The organism is Sphingobium sp. LF-16, from assembly GCF_003711185.1.
Classification (GTDB): Bacteria; Pseudomonadota; Alphaproteobacteria; order Sphingomonadales; family Sphingomonadaceae; genus Sphingobium; species Sphingobium yanoikuyae_A.
This window is the reverse complement of the sequence record NZ_CP029335.1, coordinates 1,871,268-1,887,374: the sequence shown is the minus strand read 5'-3', so window position 1 is coordinate 1,887,374 and position 16,107 is coordinate 1,871,268. Positions and strand designations below refer to the sequence as shown.

Annotated in this window: 15 protein-coding genes; 10 read left to right on the top strand and 5 right to left on the bottom strand. The window is 64.6% G+C overall.

Annotation, left to right across the window (positions count from 1 at the left end):
- Positions 1-8: 8 nt before the first annotated feature.
- Complete coding sequence (locus DIZ22_RS08835; protein WP_048937022.1) at positions 9-1,217, bottom strand: acetyl-CoA C-acetyltransferase; 1,209 nt, start codon at positions 1,215-1,217, stop codon at positions 9-11.
- Positions 1,218-1,368: 151 nt separating this feature from the next.
- On the opposite strand from DIZ22_RS08835, the gene DIZ22_RS08830 reads away from it, so the two are divergent.
- Positions 1,369-2,124 (top strand): metallophosphoesterase family protein, encoded by a 756-nt coding sequence (locus tag DIZ22_RS08830; RefSeq protein ID WP_080993532.1) that lies wholly within the window; start codon positions 1,369-1,371, stop codon positions 2,122-2,124.
- 47 nt (positions 2,125-2,171) lie between these two features.
- Positions 2,172-3,842: an MFS transporter gene (locus DIZ22_RS08825; protein WP_048937021.1), complete on the top strand. Its 1,671-nt coding sequence runs from the start codon at positions 2,172-2,174 to the stop codon at positions 3,840-3,842.
- 42 nt (positions 3,843-3,884) lie between these two features.
- On the opposite strand, the gene DIZ22_RS08820 is transcribed toward DIZ22_RS08825, so the two are convergent.
- Positions 3,885-4,481 carry a nucleotidyltransferase family protein gene (locus DIZ22_RS08820; protein WP_037518930.1) on the bottom strand — a complete coding sequence of 199 codons (597 nt, stop codon included), beginning with the start codon at positions 4,479-4,481 and terminating at the stop codon, positions 3,885-3,887.
- A gap of 157 nt (positions 4,482-4,638) precedes the next feature.
- Here DIZ22_RS08820 and folE point away from each other — a divergent pair, with 157 nt between their 5' ends.
- The 6 genes from folE (at position 4,639) to DIZ22_RS08790 (ending at position 11,668) form a co-directional block, all read left to right on the top strand.
- A complete protein-coding gene (gene folE, locus DIZ22_RS08815) occupies positions 4,639-5,247 on the top strand; it encodes a GTP cyclohydrolase I FolE (RefSeq protein WP_037507879.1) in 609 nt (202 codons plus the stop codon).
- Entirely contained in the window at positions 5,244-6,104 is an 861-nt protein-coding gene (locus DIZ22_RS08810; protein ID WP_010335387.1) for an SDR family oxidoreductase, read from the top strand. Before folE ends, DIZ22_RS08810 begins: the two co-directional genes overlap by 4 nt.
- 84 nt (positions 6,105-6,188) lie before the next feature.
- Positions 6,189-6,965 carry an enoyl-CoA hydratase-related protein gene (locus DIZ22_RS08805; protein ID WP_048937020.1) on the top strand — a complete coding sequence of 259 codons (777 nt, stop codon included), beginning with the start codon at positions 6,189-6,191 and terminating at the stop codon, positions 6,963-6,965.
- Between the two features lie 346 nt (positions 6,966-7,311).
- Positions 7,312-9,690, top strand: coding sequence for a TonB-dependent receptor (locus DIZ22_RS08800; RefSeq protein ID WP_048937019.1), 2,379 nt, complete (start codon positions 7,312-7,314; stop codon positions 9,688-9,690).
- Positions 9,690-10,919 carry a dipeptidase gene (locus DIZ22_RS08795; RefSeq protein WP_048937018.1) on the top strand — a complete coding sequence of 410 codons (1,230 nt, stop codon included), beginning with the start codon at positions 9,690-9,692 and terminating at the stop codon, positions 10,917-10,919. The genes DIZ22_RS08800 and DIZ22_RS08795 overlap by 1 nt, the downstream gene beginning before the upstream one ends.
- A 119-nt stretch (positions 10,920-11,038) precedes the next feature.
- The gene (locus DIZ22_RS08790; RefSeq protein WP_122928108.1) at positions 11,039-11,668 is read left to right on the top strand and encodes a methyltransferase domain-containing protein; all 630 of its coding nucleotides are present in this window, start codon (positions 11,039-11,041) and stop codon (positions 11,666-11,668) included.
- A gap of 54 nt (positions 11,669-11,722) precedes the next feature.
- Here the strand turns inward: DIZ22_RS08790 and DIZ22_RS22385 are convergent, their stop codons facing one another.
- On the bottom strand, positions 11,723-12,355 hold the full coding sequence (locus DIZ22_RS22385; RefSeq protein ID WP_048937017.1) for an RcnB family protein: 633 nt from the start codon (positions 12,353-12,355) through the stop codon (positions 11,723-11,725).
- A gap of 159 nt (positions 12,356-12,514) precedes the next feature.
- Between DIZ22_RS22385 and DIZ22_RS08780 the strand changes: the two genes are divergently transcribed.
- Positions 12,515-13,447, top strand: coding sequence for an ABC transporter ATP-binding protein (locus tag DIZ22_RS08780; protein WP_122928107.1), 933 nt, complete (start codon positions 12,515-12,517; stop codon positions 13,445-13,447).
- Complete coding sequence (locus tag DIZ22_RS08775; protein ID WP_037518912.1) at positions 13,444-14,214, top strand: ABC transporter permease; 771 nt, start codon at positions 13,444-13,446, stop codon at positions 14,212-14,214. The genes DIZ22_RS08780 and DIZ22_RS08775 overlap by 4 nt, the downstream gene beginning before the upstream one ends.
- A 64-nt stretch (positions 14,215-14,278) precedes the next feature.
- Here the strand turns inward: DIZ22_RS08775 and DIZ22_RS08770 are convergent, their stop codons facing one another.
- The gene (locus DIZ22_RS08770; RefSeq protein ID WP_004212065.1) at positions 14,279-14,599 is read right to left on the bottom strand and encodes a hypothetical protein; all 321 of its coding nucleotides are present in this window, start codon (positions 14,597-14,599) and stop codon (positions 14,279-14,281) included.
- 113 nt (positions 14,600-14,712) lie between these two features.
- Complete coding sequence (locus DIZ22_RS08765; RefSeq protein WP_107917692.1) at positions 14,713-16,023, bottom strand: MATE family efflux transporter; 1,311 nt, start codon at positions 16,021-16,023, stop codon at positions 14,713-14,715.
- Positions 16,024-16,107 lie beyond the last annotated feature (84 nt).

Here is a 16,107-nt window from a genome sequence, read left to right as displayed (position 1 = left end):
TCCGCCGCTTACACGCGCTCGATGATGATGCCGGTGCCCATGCCCGCGCCGACGCACAGGTTGATGAGCGCGGTGCCCTTGCCCGAGCGTTCCAGTTCGTCGAGCGCGGTGCCCAGCACCATGGCGCCGGTGGCGCCCAGCGGATGGCCCATGGCGATCGCGCCGCCATTGACGTTGATCTTGCTGTGGTCGAGCTTCATCGCCTGCATGTAGCGCAGCACGACCGAGGCGAAGGCTTCGTTCAGTTCCCACAGGTCGATGTCGGCGGTGGTCATGCCGGCACGGGCCAGCAGCTTGCCGGCGACAAATTCCGGGCCGGTCAGCATGATCAGAGGTTCCGATCCGATCGAGGCCATCGCCTTGATCTTGGCGCGCGGCTTCAGGCCGTATTTCTCGCCAATTTCCTTGTTGCCGACCAGCACGGCGGCGGCGCCGTCGACGATGCCGCTGCTGTTGCCGGCGTGATGGACATGGTTGACTTTTTCCAGCTCGGGATAGCGCAGCAGGGCGACGGTATCGAAGCCGGGCATGTCCTCACCTAGCGCCTGGAAGCTGGGCTTCAGGCTGCCGAGCGACTGCATCGTCGCGTCGGGGCGCATATGTTCGTCATGATCGAGTGCGATGCCGCCGATCACGTCGCGGACCGGCACGATCGACTTCTTGAAACGGCCTTCGTCCCAGGCGGCCTTGGCGCGGCGCTGGCTCTCGACGGCATAGGCGTCGACATCGTCGCGGCTGATGCCGAACTTGGTGGCGATCACGTCGGCGCCGATGCCCTGGGGCGCGAAATAGGTCTTGTAGGCGACCGCCGGGTCCATCGCCCAAGCGCCACCGTCCGATGCCATCGGCACGCGGCTCATCGATTCGACGCCGCCGCCGATCGCGAACATCGCTTCGCCCGAATAGACCTTGGCCGCGGCCATGTTGACCGCTTCCAGGCCCGATGCGCAGAAACGGTTGATCTGCACGCCCGGCACGGTCTGGGCATAGTCGGCGTTGAGCACGGCGACGCGCGCGATGTCCGCGCCTTGTTCGCCCACCGGGCTGACGCAGCCCAGGATCACGTCGTCGACGTCTGCGGTGTCGATCTGGGTGCGGTCACGCACCGCTTCGAGCATCTGCGTCGCAAGCTGGATGGGGGTGATGTCGTGGAGCGAACCGTCGCTCTTGCCCCGGCCACGGGGCGTGCGGACGGCGTCGTAGATATAGGCTTCCATGGTTCCTTTTCCCTCTCCGTTGGCGGCTTTTGGCGCACCGGAAGTGGCCCTGAATGTATTTACGTTTACGTAAAGTGCAAGCCTGAAATGGTCGGTTTCCGCCGACATGGCCTTGCCGTAAGGTCAGGTGCGGGCCTGATGTGGGGCGCGATTGCAGCGGGACAAGCGCCAGGTGAAGATTGCGGTTCTTTCCGATATTCATGGCAATATCGATGCGCTCGACGCCGTGCTGGCGGATGTGGCCGCACGCAATGTCGATCTATGTGTCAATCTCGGTGACATCCTGTCGGGGCCGCTCTTCCCCTGCGAGACTGCCGATCGGGTTATGGCGTTGGATATGCCGACGATCCGGGGCAATCATGAGCGGCAATTGCTGACGCTGGCGCCCGATCGGATGGGCGCGTCGGACCGGGCAACCCATGATCTGCTGGCGCCGCGCCATCGCGACTGGATCGCCGCCTTGCCCGAGACGCTGTGGCTGACGGATGAGATGCTCATGGTCCATGGCACGCCGGGCAGCGACATCGATTATTGGCTGGAAACGGTCGAACCCACCGGCTTGCGCGCCGCGACAGAGGCGGAGGTCGAGGCGCGGGCAGGGGGCGTTGTCGCGCCGCTGATCCTGTGCGGCCATACCCATGTGCCGCGCATCCATGGTCGCGCCGATGGCGGGCTGGTCGTCAATCCGGGCAGCGTGGGCCTGCCGGCCTATAACGATGACCGGCCCTGGCCGCACAAGGTGGAGACCGGATCGCCCGAGGCGCGCTATGGGCTGGTCGAGCGGATGGCCGACGGCTGGCACGCGGAGATCGTCCTGGTCGCCTATGATGTCGAACGCGCGGCCGCCACCGCCGATGCGCGGGGGCGTCCCGACTGGGGCCGGGCGCTGCGTACCGGACGGATGTGAACCAAAGGCCGAGTCGCGGGTTTGACCGACGTTCCTAAATCCGCTTGATGGTTTTCGTGCCTGACACCGAGTCCCCCCAGCCGTCCTCGCCCTTTGCCATTCCCATCTTCCGCGCGATCTGGATCGCGAGCCTGGCGTCCAATTTCGGCGGGTTGATCCAGTCGGTCGGTGCGGCCTGGATGATGACCTCGCTGTCCGCTTCGCCGGTGCTGGTGGCACTGGTGCCGGCGTCCACGACGCTGCCGATCATGCTGTTCTCGCTCTGGGCCGGCGCGGTCGCCGACAATCTGGATCGGCGCAAGGTGATGATGGCCTGTCAGCTGTTCATGCTGCTGGTGTCGACTGCCCTTGCGCTGGTCGCCTGGCTCGGCGCGCTGACGCCCTGGACGCTGTTGGGCTTCACCTTCCTGATCGGCTGCGCGACGGCGGTGAACGGCCCGGCCTGGCAAGCATCGGTCGGCGACATGGTGCCGCGCAGCGTGCTGCCCAGTGCCGTCGCTATGAACAGCATGGGGTTCAATCTTGCCCGTAGTACCGGCCCGGCGCTGGGCGGCGTGATCGTCGCGGCGGCGGGCGCGGCGGCGGCGTTCCTGGCCAATGCAGTCAGCTATATCGGCCTGGTCGCGGTGCTGGCGCGCTGGCGGCCGGAATTGCCGCCCAAACTGCTGCCGCGCGAGCGGCTGGGCGTCGCGATGTGGGCCGGTGTCAGCTATGTCTCGATGTCGCCCAAGATCCAGCTCGTGCTACTGCGCGGCGGCGCCTTCGGCATCGGTGCCAGTGCGGTGTCGGCGCTGATGCCGCTGGTGGCGCGCGATGTGCTGGGCGGCGGCGCGCTGACCTTCGGCCTTACCAGCGGTGCCTTCGGCGTCGGCGCGGTGGCCGGGGCGCTGTCCACCCGGCGGCTGCGCGCGCGCTTCTCGATCGAGGCGATCGTGCGGTCCGCTGCCCTGTCGCTGGCGGCGGGAACGGCGATCACCGCCATGTCGGGCTATCTGGCGCTGGCGCTGCTGGGTTATCTGCTCGCCGGGGCGGGCTGGGTCATGGCGCTGTCGACCTTCAACGTGTCGGTCCAGATGTCGGCGCCGCGCTGGGTCGTCGCCCGCGCCGTCGCCATCTATCAGATGACCGCGTTCGGCGGCATGGCGATCGGCGCCTGGCTGTTCGGCAATCTGGCCGAGGATCATGGCGTGGTCGAGGCGCTCTATGCCTCCGCCGCGGTGCAACTGGTCGCTGCGCTGATCGGCTTCGTTCGTCCGCTGCCGCAGATCGGCGATGACAATCTCGATCTCCAGAACCGCTGGCGTGAGCCGGAGACGGCGGTGCCGGTCGAACCGCGCAGCGGCCCGGTCGTCATCACTATCGAATATCGCATCCCGGTGGGGTCGGTAGTCCCCTTCCTCAGCGCGATGAGCGAGCGCCGCCGCATTCGCAAGCGCGATGGCGCGCATGGCTGGTCGCTGATGCGCGACCTGGGCGATCCGGAGCTCTGGGTCGAACGCTATCATGTGTCGACCTGGCTCGACTATGTCCGCCATAACCAGCGGCGCACCATCGCCGACATCACCAACAGCGACACGATCCACGCGCTGCACAGTGGCGGTAAGCCGCCGGTGGTGCATCGCATGCTGGAACGCCAGACCGGCTCGCTGCCGCTCAGTCGTGCCCCTGATCCGCGGGAAATGGGCGACGGTCTGACCGATCCGACGCGATCGACCTGAAGCGGGCCAAGGCAAAGCGGCTTCGCCTGCCCCTTTTGGGCCTCAGGTCGGTGTCACCGGGGGGCGGCCAAGATCCTCCGGCGTATCGATGTCGTGAAGCACATTGCCGATCGTCTCGATCTGGATGCCGTGGCTCAGCAGCGCGCGGGCGCCCTGGTCCCCTTTAAGTGCCAGCAGTTCGGGGAAATGCTTGCGGCCGATGAAGGCGGGCGGGGAGGAAGAGAAGCCGTCGGTGCTGGCGACGACCGATCTTATGTCCTCGGCCGCCATGCAGAGATGGTTATAATGGGTCTGCGGCACGTCGGGCATGTCGGCCAGGCAGATCAGGATGCCGCGCACCTTGCGCTTGTCCATCACATGCTCGACCGCCAGCCGGATGCTGCTCGACAGGCCTTCCTCGGGCCGTTCGTTGACGATGATATCAAAGCCGCGCCGGTCAAGCTTGCGATGCAATATCGGCGCAAATTCGACCGGCCGCACGACGGCGACCAGTTCGGCAAAGGCCATGGAGGCGATGGTTTCCAGCGTGTGCGCGGCAACCGGCTTGCCGCGCAGGTCGGCCATCAGCTTGTCTTCCTCGCCGAAGCGGGTCGACATGCCGGCTGCCAGAAGGACGGCGGCGATGCGTTCAGTGCGCATGATCTTGCGATTGTAATGACATTTTTATGTGGTGCGTTCCCGTTAGACTGTGATTTGCCACCACAGCGATGTTGTGTCCAGCCGGGGCAAAAGGGCTGGTCAGACGGGCACGCAGTCGCCATATGCCGGGGCCAACAATTATGGAGTGGCCCAGTTCATGGCATATGATCCCGATGCGGAAACCGTAGGCGAAGGCTCGAAGGAGCCGGTCCCGGCCGAAGTGTCGGAGGCGATCCGCACCCTCATCCGTTGGTCGGGCGATGCGCCTGAGCGCGAGGGGCTGGTGGAAACGCCCGAGCGGGTGGCCCGCGCCTGGCGCGAATATTGCCGCGGCTATAATGATGATCCGGCCTATCATCTCTCGCGCATCTTCCATGAGGTGGGCGGCTATGACGATGTCGTGCTGCTGAAGGACATCCCGTTCCAGTCGCATTGCGAACATCATATGGCGCCGATCGTCGGGCGCGCGCACATCGCCTATCTGCCCGGCGATTATGTGGTCGGCATTTCCAAGCTGGCTCGCGTGCTGCACGCCTATGCCAACCGGCTGCAGGTGCAGGAACGGCTGACCTCCGAAGTCGCCAACTGCATCTGGGAAAATCTCAAGCCCCAGGGCGTCGCCGTGGTGATCGAGGCGACCCATGGCTGCATGACCGGCCGCGGCGTGCGCACCCCCAATGTCATCATGAAGACCAGCCGCATGCTCGGCGTCTTCCGCGACGATGAAAAGTCGCGCGAGGAAGTGCTGAAGCTCATCGCCTCGTGAATGATGTGACCGGAGAGGGGGAGGGCGCCGAGCCCGCCTATCGCCCGATCGGCGGCGCGAAGAAGGATGCCGGGCCGACCGGCCCCTTGCCGCTGGCCTCGCGCCGGCTGGCGCTCGTGACCGGCGGCCATCGCCGGCTGGGCGGCATCATTTCGGCGGCGCTGGCGCAGGCCGGCTATTCGCTCGCCATCCATGGCAGCCATGACACGCGGCTGGACTCTCATCTGGCGATCGCGCTGGAGGAGAACGGCGCCGAGTGGGAAGGTTTCGTCGTCGACTTCGCCGATCCCGAAGCTGCCGAGGAACTGGTCGCGCAGGTTGCCGAACGCTTCGGCCGGCCGCCCGACCTGCTGGTCAACAGTGCGGCGATCTTCGGCCAGGACCGGATCGACAGCGTCACCGCCGACGATCTGATGCGCCATTATGCGGTCAATTGCGCGGCGCCCGCGATGCTGACTAAGGCGTTCGCGACGGTGCCGGCCGGGACCGGCGATCGCTGCATCGTCAATATCCTCGACCAGCGGATCGACCATCCCCATGGCGATCAGCTGGCCTATACGCTGTCCAAGCTGGCGCTGGCCGGCCTGACGAAGACGGCGGCCAGCAGCCTGGCGCCGCAGGTGCGGGTCAATGCGGTGGCGCCCGGCCTTACCATCGCCACGCCCGACTATGATGCGGAGCAGATGGCGCGGCTGGAGCAACTGATGCCGCTCGGTCGCCTGCCGCAGGCGGAGCAGATCGCGCAGGCCGTTCTCTATCTCGCCGGCGCGACGGCGGTGACGGGCCAGACCCTCTATGTCGATGGCGGCGCCCATATGCGCAGCTATGATCAGGATTTCATGCATCTTTGCCGATAGGATCGGTAAAATCGCCGCCCCGCAAAGGCTGGCGATCCGTTTTTGGCCGACATAGATCGGCGCTGACAGCTTAGGGAGACGGCAATGGCATATGAAACGATCCTGGTGGAACAGCAGGGCGCGGTGACGCTCATCACGCTCAACCGGCCGCAGGCGCTCAATGCGCTCAACAGCCAGGTGCTCGCGGATCTGGGCGCGGCCTTTGCCGCCTATGATGCCGACCCGACCCAGCATTGTGCGGTGCTGACCGGCAGCGAAAAGGCCTTTGCCGCCGGCGCCGACATCAAGGAGATGGTCGACAAGGAAGCGGCCGATTTCTTCCTGCAGGATTTCTTCTCCGACTGGCAGACCAAGGTGGTCGCCACTCGCAAGCCGTGGATCGCGGCGGTTGCCGGCTTTGCGCTGGGCGGTGGCTGCGAACTGGCGATGATGGCGGACTTCATCCTGGCAGCCGACACCGCCAAGTTCGGTCAGCCCGAGGTGAAGCTGGGCGTGGCGCCGGGCATGGGCGGGTCGCAGCGGCTGACCCGCGCCGTGGGCAAGGCCAAGGCGATGGAAATGTGCCTGACCGGCCGGATGATGGGCGCCGAGGAGGCCGAGCGCGCTGGCCTGGTCGCGCGGATCGTGCCGGCCGCTGAACTGCTGGACGATGCGCTCAAGACCGCCGCCGCGATCGCCGCGATGCCGCCGATGGCGGCGATGGTGAACAAGGAAATGGTCAATATCGCGTTCGAGACCAACCTGGCGCAGGGCATTTTGACCGAGCGCCGCCTGTTCCAGATCCTGACTGCAACCGAAGACAAGAAGGAAGGCATGACCGCCTTCGTCGAGAAGCGTCCGGGCGTCTGGAAGGGGCGATAAGGCCTTCAGGAACGATCCTCTCCGACGAAGAGAGGGCAGGCGATTTTGTGATCCTCTCCAGGCTTGACCTGGGGAGGATTTTTTGTGCGCGCGTGCGAGGAAGCGGGCATTGATTGCGAAATCTCAATGCTTTGAGGCACCTCGTTCCGCTTGAGAAATCATCATAAGCGTGTGGTGGATTTTCCCGTAGGGCTCGTTTCAGATGACAAATGGATGACATGGCTGCGCTCGCCTCAAGCGGCGATCGACAGGCCAGGGTCCGGGGAGGAACGGCGCGATAGCCCGAAGGGGCGGGCGCTCCTGATTGGCGCGAACTGCCCTTTTGCAGGGCCTACAGGGAGCCTCTATGCCTTCGATTTCGTCTGTTCGTCGCGTGTCTCGCGCTGCGCTGCTGCTTGCCTGCTGCGCGGGTGCCTTATCCTCTGCTGCCTGGGCGCAGGAGGCTGCTCCAACGGACGAAAATGACAGCATCACGGTGACCGGTCGTCGTATCTCGCAATCGTCGGAAGCGATCGGCGAAGACAAGATCAACAATGTCGTCGCCGTCACGCGCGAGGCGCTGCTGTCGGCGCCGTCGGGTATTTCGGGCCTGAAGATGCTGGAGCAACTGCCCGGCTTCAACGTCCAGACCGACGGTGCACTGGGCCTCTATGAATTCGGCAACAGCGTCCAGACCCGCGCCTTCAACCTCGACCAGATCGGCTTCGTGGTCGACGGCATTCCGACCGGCCGCAGCGACGCCTTCGGTGGCAGCCCTGTCTTCCGCTATGTCGACAATGAAAATCTGGGCGTGGTGGAAGCCTCCGTCGGCGCCGCCGATGTCGGCCTGCCCAGCTATTCCAGCCTCGGCCCGGTGGTGCAGTATAACAGCATCGCCCCGCAGGAGGAGATGGGCCTGTTCGTGTCGCAGAGCTTTGGCGACAATAATATGAAGCGCACCTTCATCCGCGCCAGCACGGGCCGGGTGGGGCCGTTCCGGGCCTATGTCAGCCGCACCAAGCTGGACAGCGACCTGTGGCGCGGCCCCGGTTCGGTCGATCGCGAACATTGGGAAGGCCAGATCCATGCCGATCTGGGCGGCGACAGCTGGGCGCGCTTCAAGTTCGTGTCGAACGACTTCTTCGACTATGACTCGCCGACGATCACCCGCGCCCAGTATAATTGCACCGCCACCAGCGTGGTCGGCGCCTGCGGCCGCGACTTCGCCTATATCGAGAATGTGCCCAATACCACGACCGGCTTCGCGCCGACGGCGGCGGGCGTCTATTATTCCAATTCCAACTACACCAATGTCTACAACCTCGCGATCAACGTGCGGAAGGACAAGCTCTATGGCGGCACCTTCCACCTGGGTATCGCCGACGGCGTGTGGGCGGAATCGACCCTCTATTATGAAGACAAGAATGGCTATGGCGTCTCGCCCGACAGCTATTCCAACTCGCTGACCCGCTACACGGCACAAGCGGCTGCGGGGCTGGACGTCACCGCCCCCAAGGGCGTGCAATATGGCCGTTCGGGCGTCGGCGGCGATCGCTATGGCGTGACCACCAAGCTGCATTGGGAAAGCGGCAATAATGTCGTGGAAGGCGGCATCTGGGCTGAAGTCGACAAATATCACCGTACCCAGGCGCGCTACAACACGATGGATGGCGCCCCCGATGGCGAGCCCAATCTGGACGAACTGGTCTATCTGCGCCGCGACTATCGGTCCAAGCGCGACACGCTGCAGATCTTCCTGAAGGACACGCTCAAGCTGATGGATGACCGGCTGATTCTGGATGCCGGCTTCAAGGGGCTGATGCTGGACTACAGCCTGGGCGGCTATCGCGATTTCGACGACTATTATCGTGTCGTGGGCGGCACGGCGGTCGCAGGCTGGGGGGCGCAGTATAATACGGCCCATTATCGCGACATGTTCCTCCCGATGGCGGGCCTGCTGTTCAAGATCAACGAGCGCAGCCAGATCTTCGCCTCCTATGCCGAGACGATGGCACTGCCCAAGGGCATGGATGACATTTATGCCGTGACGCGCACCGGCACGTCGGCGCTGGTGCCCCAGCCCAAGGCGGAACGCGCGCAGAATATGGAAATCGGCTTCCGTACCAACCAGGGGCAGCTCTACGCCTCGATCGCGGGCTACTACACCAAGTTCAAGAACCGCATCCAGTCGATCACCACTTTCCAGGAAGGCGGCGGCAGCACCACCGAAACCTTCTACCAGAATGTCGGCCGTGTCGAATCCTACGGCGTGGAAGCCAGTGGCACCTACAAGCCGGCCTTCCTCAACGGCCTGGCCTATGCCAACGCCAACGTCACCTACAATAACGCCAAGTTCCAGGATGATATCGTCGCGTCGGTCACCTATGCGACCTCCGGCAAATATATCCCGGACAGCGCCAAGTGGATCGTCAGCGGTGGCGTCACGATCGAGCCTGCAAGCTGGCTGGTTGCGAACATCAGCGGCAAATATACGTCGAAGCGCTGGTCGACCTTTACCAACACGGCAGGCTCCAGCGTACCGGCTTACACCGTGTTCAGCGGTTATGTGGATATTGGCGACGGCTGGAGCTTCGGCCCGGTGAAGAGCATCAAGGCGCGCTTCAACGTCGACAATATCTTCGACAAGGACACGCTGTCCTACATCTCCTCCTCGGTGACGGGCGACGGTTCCTTCCGGCCGTTGTCCCCACGCACCTTCCAGTTCACCATTTCGGGCGAGATCTGATGCGGAATGCTTATCTGATGGGGGCAGCGCTGGTCGCGCTGCTCCCGATTGCGGCGCAGGCCCAGCCAAAAACCGTGTCGAAACAGGTCTATCAGCTGCACCAGAAGCTGATCACGCTCGACAGCCATCTCGATACCCCGGCCTCGCTCGACCTGCCGGACTGGTCGATCGACGAGGAGCATGGCGTCCATAGCGACTACACCCAGGTCGACCTGCCGCGGATGAAGAAGGGCGGCCTGGATGGCGGCTTCTGGGCGATCTACACCGGCCAGGGGCCGCTGACGATCGAGGGCTTTCGCAAGGCGCGCGATTTCGCGTTGTTGCGTGGCATGTCGATCCGATCGATGGTGGCGGCCGACCCGGACAATTTCACGCTGGCGCTGGAGGCGAAGGACGCGGCGCCAATCGCCGCGGCGGGCAAGCGTATCGTCTATATGTCGATCGAAAATGCCTATCCGCTCGGCGAGGATGTCTCGCTGATCAAGACATTCTACGACATGGGCGTGCGCGTGTCGGGCTTTGCCCATTTCGCGCATAACCAGTTCGCCGACAGCTCGACCGATCCGTCGAAGAAGCCGCGCTATGGCGGCCTCAGCCCGCTCGGCAAGGAATTGCTGAAGGAAATGAATCGCCTCGGCATCGTCCCCGACGCCTCGCACAGCTCAGACCAGGTGCTGGACGATCTGCTGGCGCTGTCGACCACGCCGGTGCTGCTGACCCATTCGGGCTGCAAGGCGGTCTATGACCATCCCCGCAACATCGATGACGATCATCTGAAGGCGCTGGCGGCCAAGGGCGGCGTGATCCAGATGAATGCCTATGGCGCCTATCTACGCGCGTCCAAGCCCAATCCGGAACGGCAGAAGGCGCTGATGGCACTCTACAGCCAGATGCGGGAGGACGCCAGGGTTTCGCCCGAGGCGCGGGCCGCGATGCTCGCCAAGCGGCAGGAGATCGACCGACTCTATCCCGACACCGACCGGCCGACCTTCGACGATTTCATGGCGCATATGCTGCATGCGCTGAAGGTCGTCGGCCCCGATCATGTCGGCATCGGCCTGGATTGGGACGGTGGCGGCGGTGTCGTCGGCATGGAGGATGTGGTTGATCTGCCCAAGATCACCGACGCGCTGCTGAAGGCCGGCTATAGCGAGGCTGACGTACAGAAAATCTGGTCCGGCAATGTGTTGCGCGTGCTGGCCGCGGCTGAAGCGGGCAAGCAGAAATAAGGGCTTGTGCCGGACCGGCCGTTGCTGGTCCGGCATGAAATCTTGTTAAGCCAATCGACGGGGGCGTTCCGGCCCGCTAAGGGGAGTCGGCACCAGAAAGGAGCGGTCGCATTTCGCCCATGCAGCACAAGCCGAAGCGCAGCCGGGCAATCGCCCTGCCGAACAGCGAGTTTCGCGCCCGCGCCACCGAATATCTCGATTTCATTGCCGCCTGGGTGAAGAAGCCCCGGCAGACCGCCTCTGTCGTGCCCAGCAGTCGCTATCTGGCGCGGCTGATGGTGGCCGACATCGATCCGCAGGGCGGCCGCGTGCTGGAACTGGGCGGGGGCACGGGCGTCTTCACCCGCGCCATTCTGGAGACCGGCCTGCCGGCCGACCGGCTGGAGGTGGTGGAGATCAACCCCGCCTTCGCGCGCGGACTGCGGCGTCATTTCCCGCATGTCTCGATCCTGGAGACGCCGGCGCAGATCGTCTCGGTCGCCGCCGCCGGTGGCCCCGGCGACTATCAGACCGTGGTCAGCGGCCTGCCGCTGCTGGCGATGGACCGCGCGATGCACATCGACATATTGTCCGAAGCCTTCCGCATGCTGAAGCCGGGCGGTAGCCTGGTGCAGTTCACCTATTCAACGCGACCGCCGGTCAGCCGTGCGGTGCTGGACCAGCTAGGCCTGGAAGTTGTCCGCGCCGGCCATACGGTGCGCAATTTCCCGCCAGCGACGGTCTTCCGCTTCACCCGACGGGGTGAATGATCGGGGCAAGAGAAAAGGGCCGCATCGGATGATGCGGCCCTTCCTGTTTCTGCCTCAGTAGAAGGCGCCGTAGACGACATCGACCACGCGGCGCGATCGGACCTCGACCAGCAGCAGGTCGGGGCCATAGCGCACCCAGCGATAGCCATAGGGCGGCGCGCCCAGGCCCAGGCGCCAATAGTCGTTGTAATAATAATAGCTGGAGAAGAAGACCGCCGGCAGGAACAGGCCGACCGTCCAGCGGCGATAGCGATAGCCATGGGGATAGCGGAAGGCCGGGCCGGGGATCGGCCGGAAATTGGGCGGACGGCCGGCGCCGGGGCGATGCGGCTGGCCTGGCCGTGGTGGCTGGACGCCGGGACCACCGGGACGGGGCGGCTGCGGTGAAGGGCCACCCGGTCGGGGTGGTTGAACCGCCGGTCCACCTGGCTGGCCCGGACCGGGCGAAGGCTGTCCGGGGCGGGGCGGTTGCGGGCGAGAGGCACCGGGCCGGGACGGCTGTGTCGACGGACCGCCGGGGCGGGAAGGCTGCACTGATCCGCCGGGGCGTGAGGGGGCGGGGGCAGGGCGCGTGGACGGAGATGGTCGAGCGCCGCCGCCGGATGGCGGTCGGCCGCCCTGCTGGGCAATGGCGATATCGGGAACGACGATCAACGCGATCGACAGATAGAGAACTGCCTTTTTCATAGCCTTCTCCACATGGTGGGGCGTCAAGCCTATGCCCGCTCATTACCGGCTTCAATCTTTTTCCAATATGTTGCTCCGCTTCGCTATTTGCCGCGCAGCCGGTTGCATGGCGCGGTCCGCCTCCTATCTTGCCGACACAAGGAAAGGGGGCGCTGCCGCATGGCATCCATCATCGAAATCAAGGGCCTGACGAAAAGCTATGCGTCGGGCTTTCAGGCGCTCAAGGGCGTCGACCTGAATATCGAGGAGGGCGAGATTTTCGCGCTGCTCGGCCCCAATGGCGCGGGCAAGACGACGATGATCTCGATCATCTGCGCCAATGTCCGCCCCTCTGGCGGCACCGTGACGGTCGCCGGCCATGACATCATCCGCGACTATCGGGGCGCGCGCGCTGCGATCGGACTGGTGCCGCAGGAGCTGAATACCGACCAGTTCGAGCGGGTCATCGATACCGTCACCTTCAGTCGTGGCCTGTTCGGCAAGCCGCGCAACGACGCCTATGTCGAAAAGGTGCTGCGCGACCTGTCGTTATGGGACAAGCGCCACAACAAGATCCGCGAACTGTCCGGCGGCATGAAGCGCCGGGTGATGATCGCCAAGGCGCTGAGCCATGAGCCGCGCGTGCTGTTCCTGGACGAGCCGACCGCCGGCGTCGACGTCGAATTGCGCCGTGACATGTGGAAGCTGATCGGCGAACTGCGCCAGACCGGCGTCACCATCATCCTAACCACCCATTATATCGAGGAGGCCGAGGAAATGGCTGACCGGGTGGGCGTCATCAACCATGGCCAGTTGATGCTGGTCGAGGACAAGACCGCGCTGATGGAGAAGATGGGCAAGAAGACGCTGTCGATCATGCTGGCCGAGCCGATCGAGGCGCTGCCGCCCGAACTGGCCGAATGGGATGTGGCGCTCAAGGCGCAGGGGCAGGAGATCGAATATCTGTTCGACACCCGCGCCGAACGCACCGGCGTCTCTTCGCTGCTACGCAAGCTGGGCGATCTCGGCATCGGATACAAGGATCTCAACACGCGGCAGAGCAGCCTGGAGGATATTTTCGTGAGCCTGGTCCATCAGGAGAAAACGGCATGAACGGCCCGAATCTGCGCGCGGTCGCCGCCATCTACAAGTTCGAGCTGCACCGGTTCCGACGCACCTGGCTGACCGGCCTGCTGGTGCCGGTCATCACCACCTCGCTCTATTTCATCGTGTTCGGCGGGGCGATCGGATCACGCATGACGCAGATCGACGGCATTCCCTATGCCGCCTTCATCGTGCCGGGCCTCATCATGATGTCGATGTTCACGGAGAGCATCTTCAACGCCAGCTTTGGCATCTACATGCCCAAATTCACCGGCACCATCTATGAGCTGCTATCGGCGCCGGTGTCGGCGATGGAGACGGTGATCGCCTATGTCGGGGCGGCGGCGACCAAGGCGCTGATCGTCGGCTTCATCATCTTTGCCACGGCCCATCTGTTCGTCGATCTGCCGGTGGCCCACCCCTTTGCCATGGTCGGCTTCATGCTGCTGATTGCCGTGAGCTTCTGCCTGTTCGGCTTTATCCTGGGCATCTGGGCGCAGGGGTTCGAGCAGTTGCAGGTGATCCCGCTGCTGATCATCACGCCGATGACCTTCCTGGGCGGCGCCTTCTACTCGATCCACATGCTGGCCGAGCCGTGGCGCACCATCACTCTGTTCAACCCGATCGTCTATCTGATCTCGGGCTTTCGCTGGACCTTCTTCGGCAAGGGCGATGTCGGGATCGAATTCAGCCTGTTGTTCGTGGGCGGCATGCTGGCGCTGTGCCTCGGCATCATCGCCTGGGTCTTCCGCACCGGCTATCGGCTCAAGAAGTAAGGATACGAAAAGGGCGGCCAATGGCCGCCCTTCTTCATTCGGGTCGATGCGATGCCAATGCCGATCAGGCGGCGGCGCTCTGCGGATCGACCGCGAACAGGGTCACGCCCTTATATTTGTCGTCGCCCTGGTCATAGAGGCCGTGCATCGCCTCGAACGTCTCGTCCAGAATCTCGACGTCGCTCAGGCCCGCCAGCTTGAACGTGCCCAGCTTCAGCTCGCGCGGCGGGCGGCCGTCGCGGTCGGTGGTCACGGCGTCCATGAACATCTCGTCATGGCGCGTGTAGAGGATGTGCGGGGCCAGCGTGACGACCATCTTGTTATAGGTCGCCTTGAGGCACTTCTGAAGCGCGATCGCTTCGAAGATAGGGGTCGGAGAGTCCATGATGGGCCGCCCATATCAAGAAACACGGCCCTGTTTCAATTGCTTTGTGCGTCGCACCATGTGCCTGCCGTGCAACCGGCCGGATTTTCACGACGAATTGTGCGGCCGTTTTACTAGCGCAGAACCAGGCCCAGCCGATCGCGCAGCGACCAGCGCGCGATCAGCAGGATCGCCACCGTGCCGAGGCCTGCAGCCAGGCCGAACCAGATGCCCACGCCATGCAGTCCCATCGGGAAAGCGAGCAGGGCGCCGACGCCGATACCGATGATCCAGTAGCCGAAAAGCGCGAAGATCATCGGCACCTTGGTATCCTGGATACCGCGCAGCACGCCGGCGCCGACGGCCTGGGCCGCATCGACCAGCTGGAACAGCGCGGCGACCGCCAGGAAGCTGACCGCCAGATTGGCGGTGGCGAGATTGGCCGGATCATGGACGTCGAGGAAGATCGACACCAGCGGTCGCGGGATCAGGACCAGCATCAGCGCAGCCGCCATGGCGAAGCCGGTGCCGACGATCAGCGCCAGCCAGCCGGCCCGACCGATCGCGGCGGGATCGGATCGGCCATAGGCGACGCCGACGCGCACGGTCGCGGCCTGACCAATGCCCATCGGCACCATGAAGACCAGCGAGGCGATCTGGATCGCCACGGCATGGGCGGCGAGCGATTCCCGGTCGATCAGCCCCATCAGGAAGGCAGAGGCATTGAACACCGTGACTTCCAACCCCAGCGTGATCGCGATCGGCAGGCCCAGCGTCCAGACGGCGCGCTGCCGGTCGCGGTCACGCGTCCAGAAGCGGCCCATCAGCCGATAACGGCGGAATCGGCGATCGACCAGGATGACGGTCAGCAGGCCGAGGAACAGGAAGGTCGAGGACAGGGTGCTGGCGATGCCGGCGCCCAGCAGGCCGAGCGCGGGCAGGCCCAGATGGCCGAAGATCAGAGCCCAGCCGACCAGCACGTTGAACGGGATGGCGAGCAGCATGATGATGAGGCCCCAGAGCGGGCGCTCCAGTGCCGAGATGAAGTTGCGTAGCGTGGTGAAGCAGAGGAAGGGCAGCAGCGCCCATTGCATGCCGCGCATCAGATGGCCGGCTTCGCGCGCCAGGTCTGGCTCCTGCCCCATGGCGCGCAATATCGCCTCGCAATGCCACAGGATCAGCCAGGCCGGCAGCACGAAGAAGGCGGCGGCGCGCAGCGTCTGGTGGACCGTGCGGCGCACGTCGCGCACCGAATGGCGGCGACGGCCGCGTTCGCTGGCGATCAGCGGCGCGGCGGCGGTGACAAGGCCGAGGCCGAAGATCAGCAGCGCGTTGAACAGGTTGATCGCCAGCGCCCCGGCGGCGACCGCTTCCGCGCCCAGTCGTCCGACGAGCAGCAGATCGGTCGCTGCGATCCCCGACCAGGCGACATTGCCCGCGATCATGGGAATGGCGAGCGTGACGAGCGCGCGCGCCTCGATGCGCCAGGGGGAAGATTGGGTCACTTGGAAGGTCCGGAGCGAGGGAAC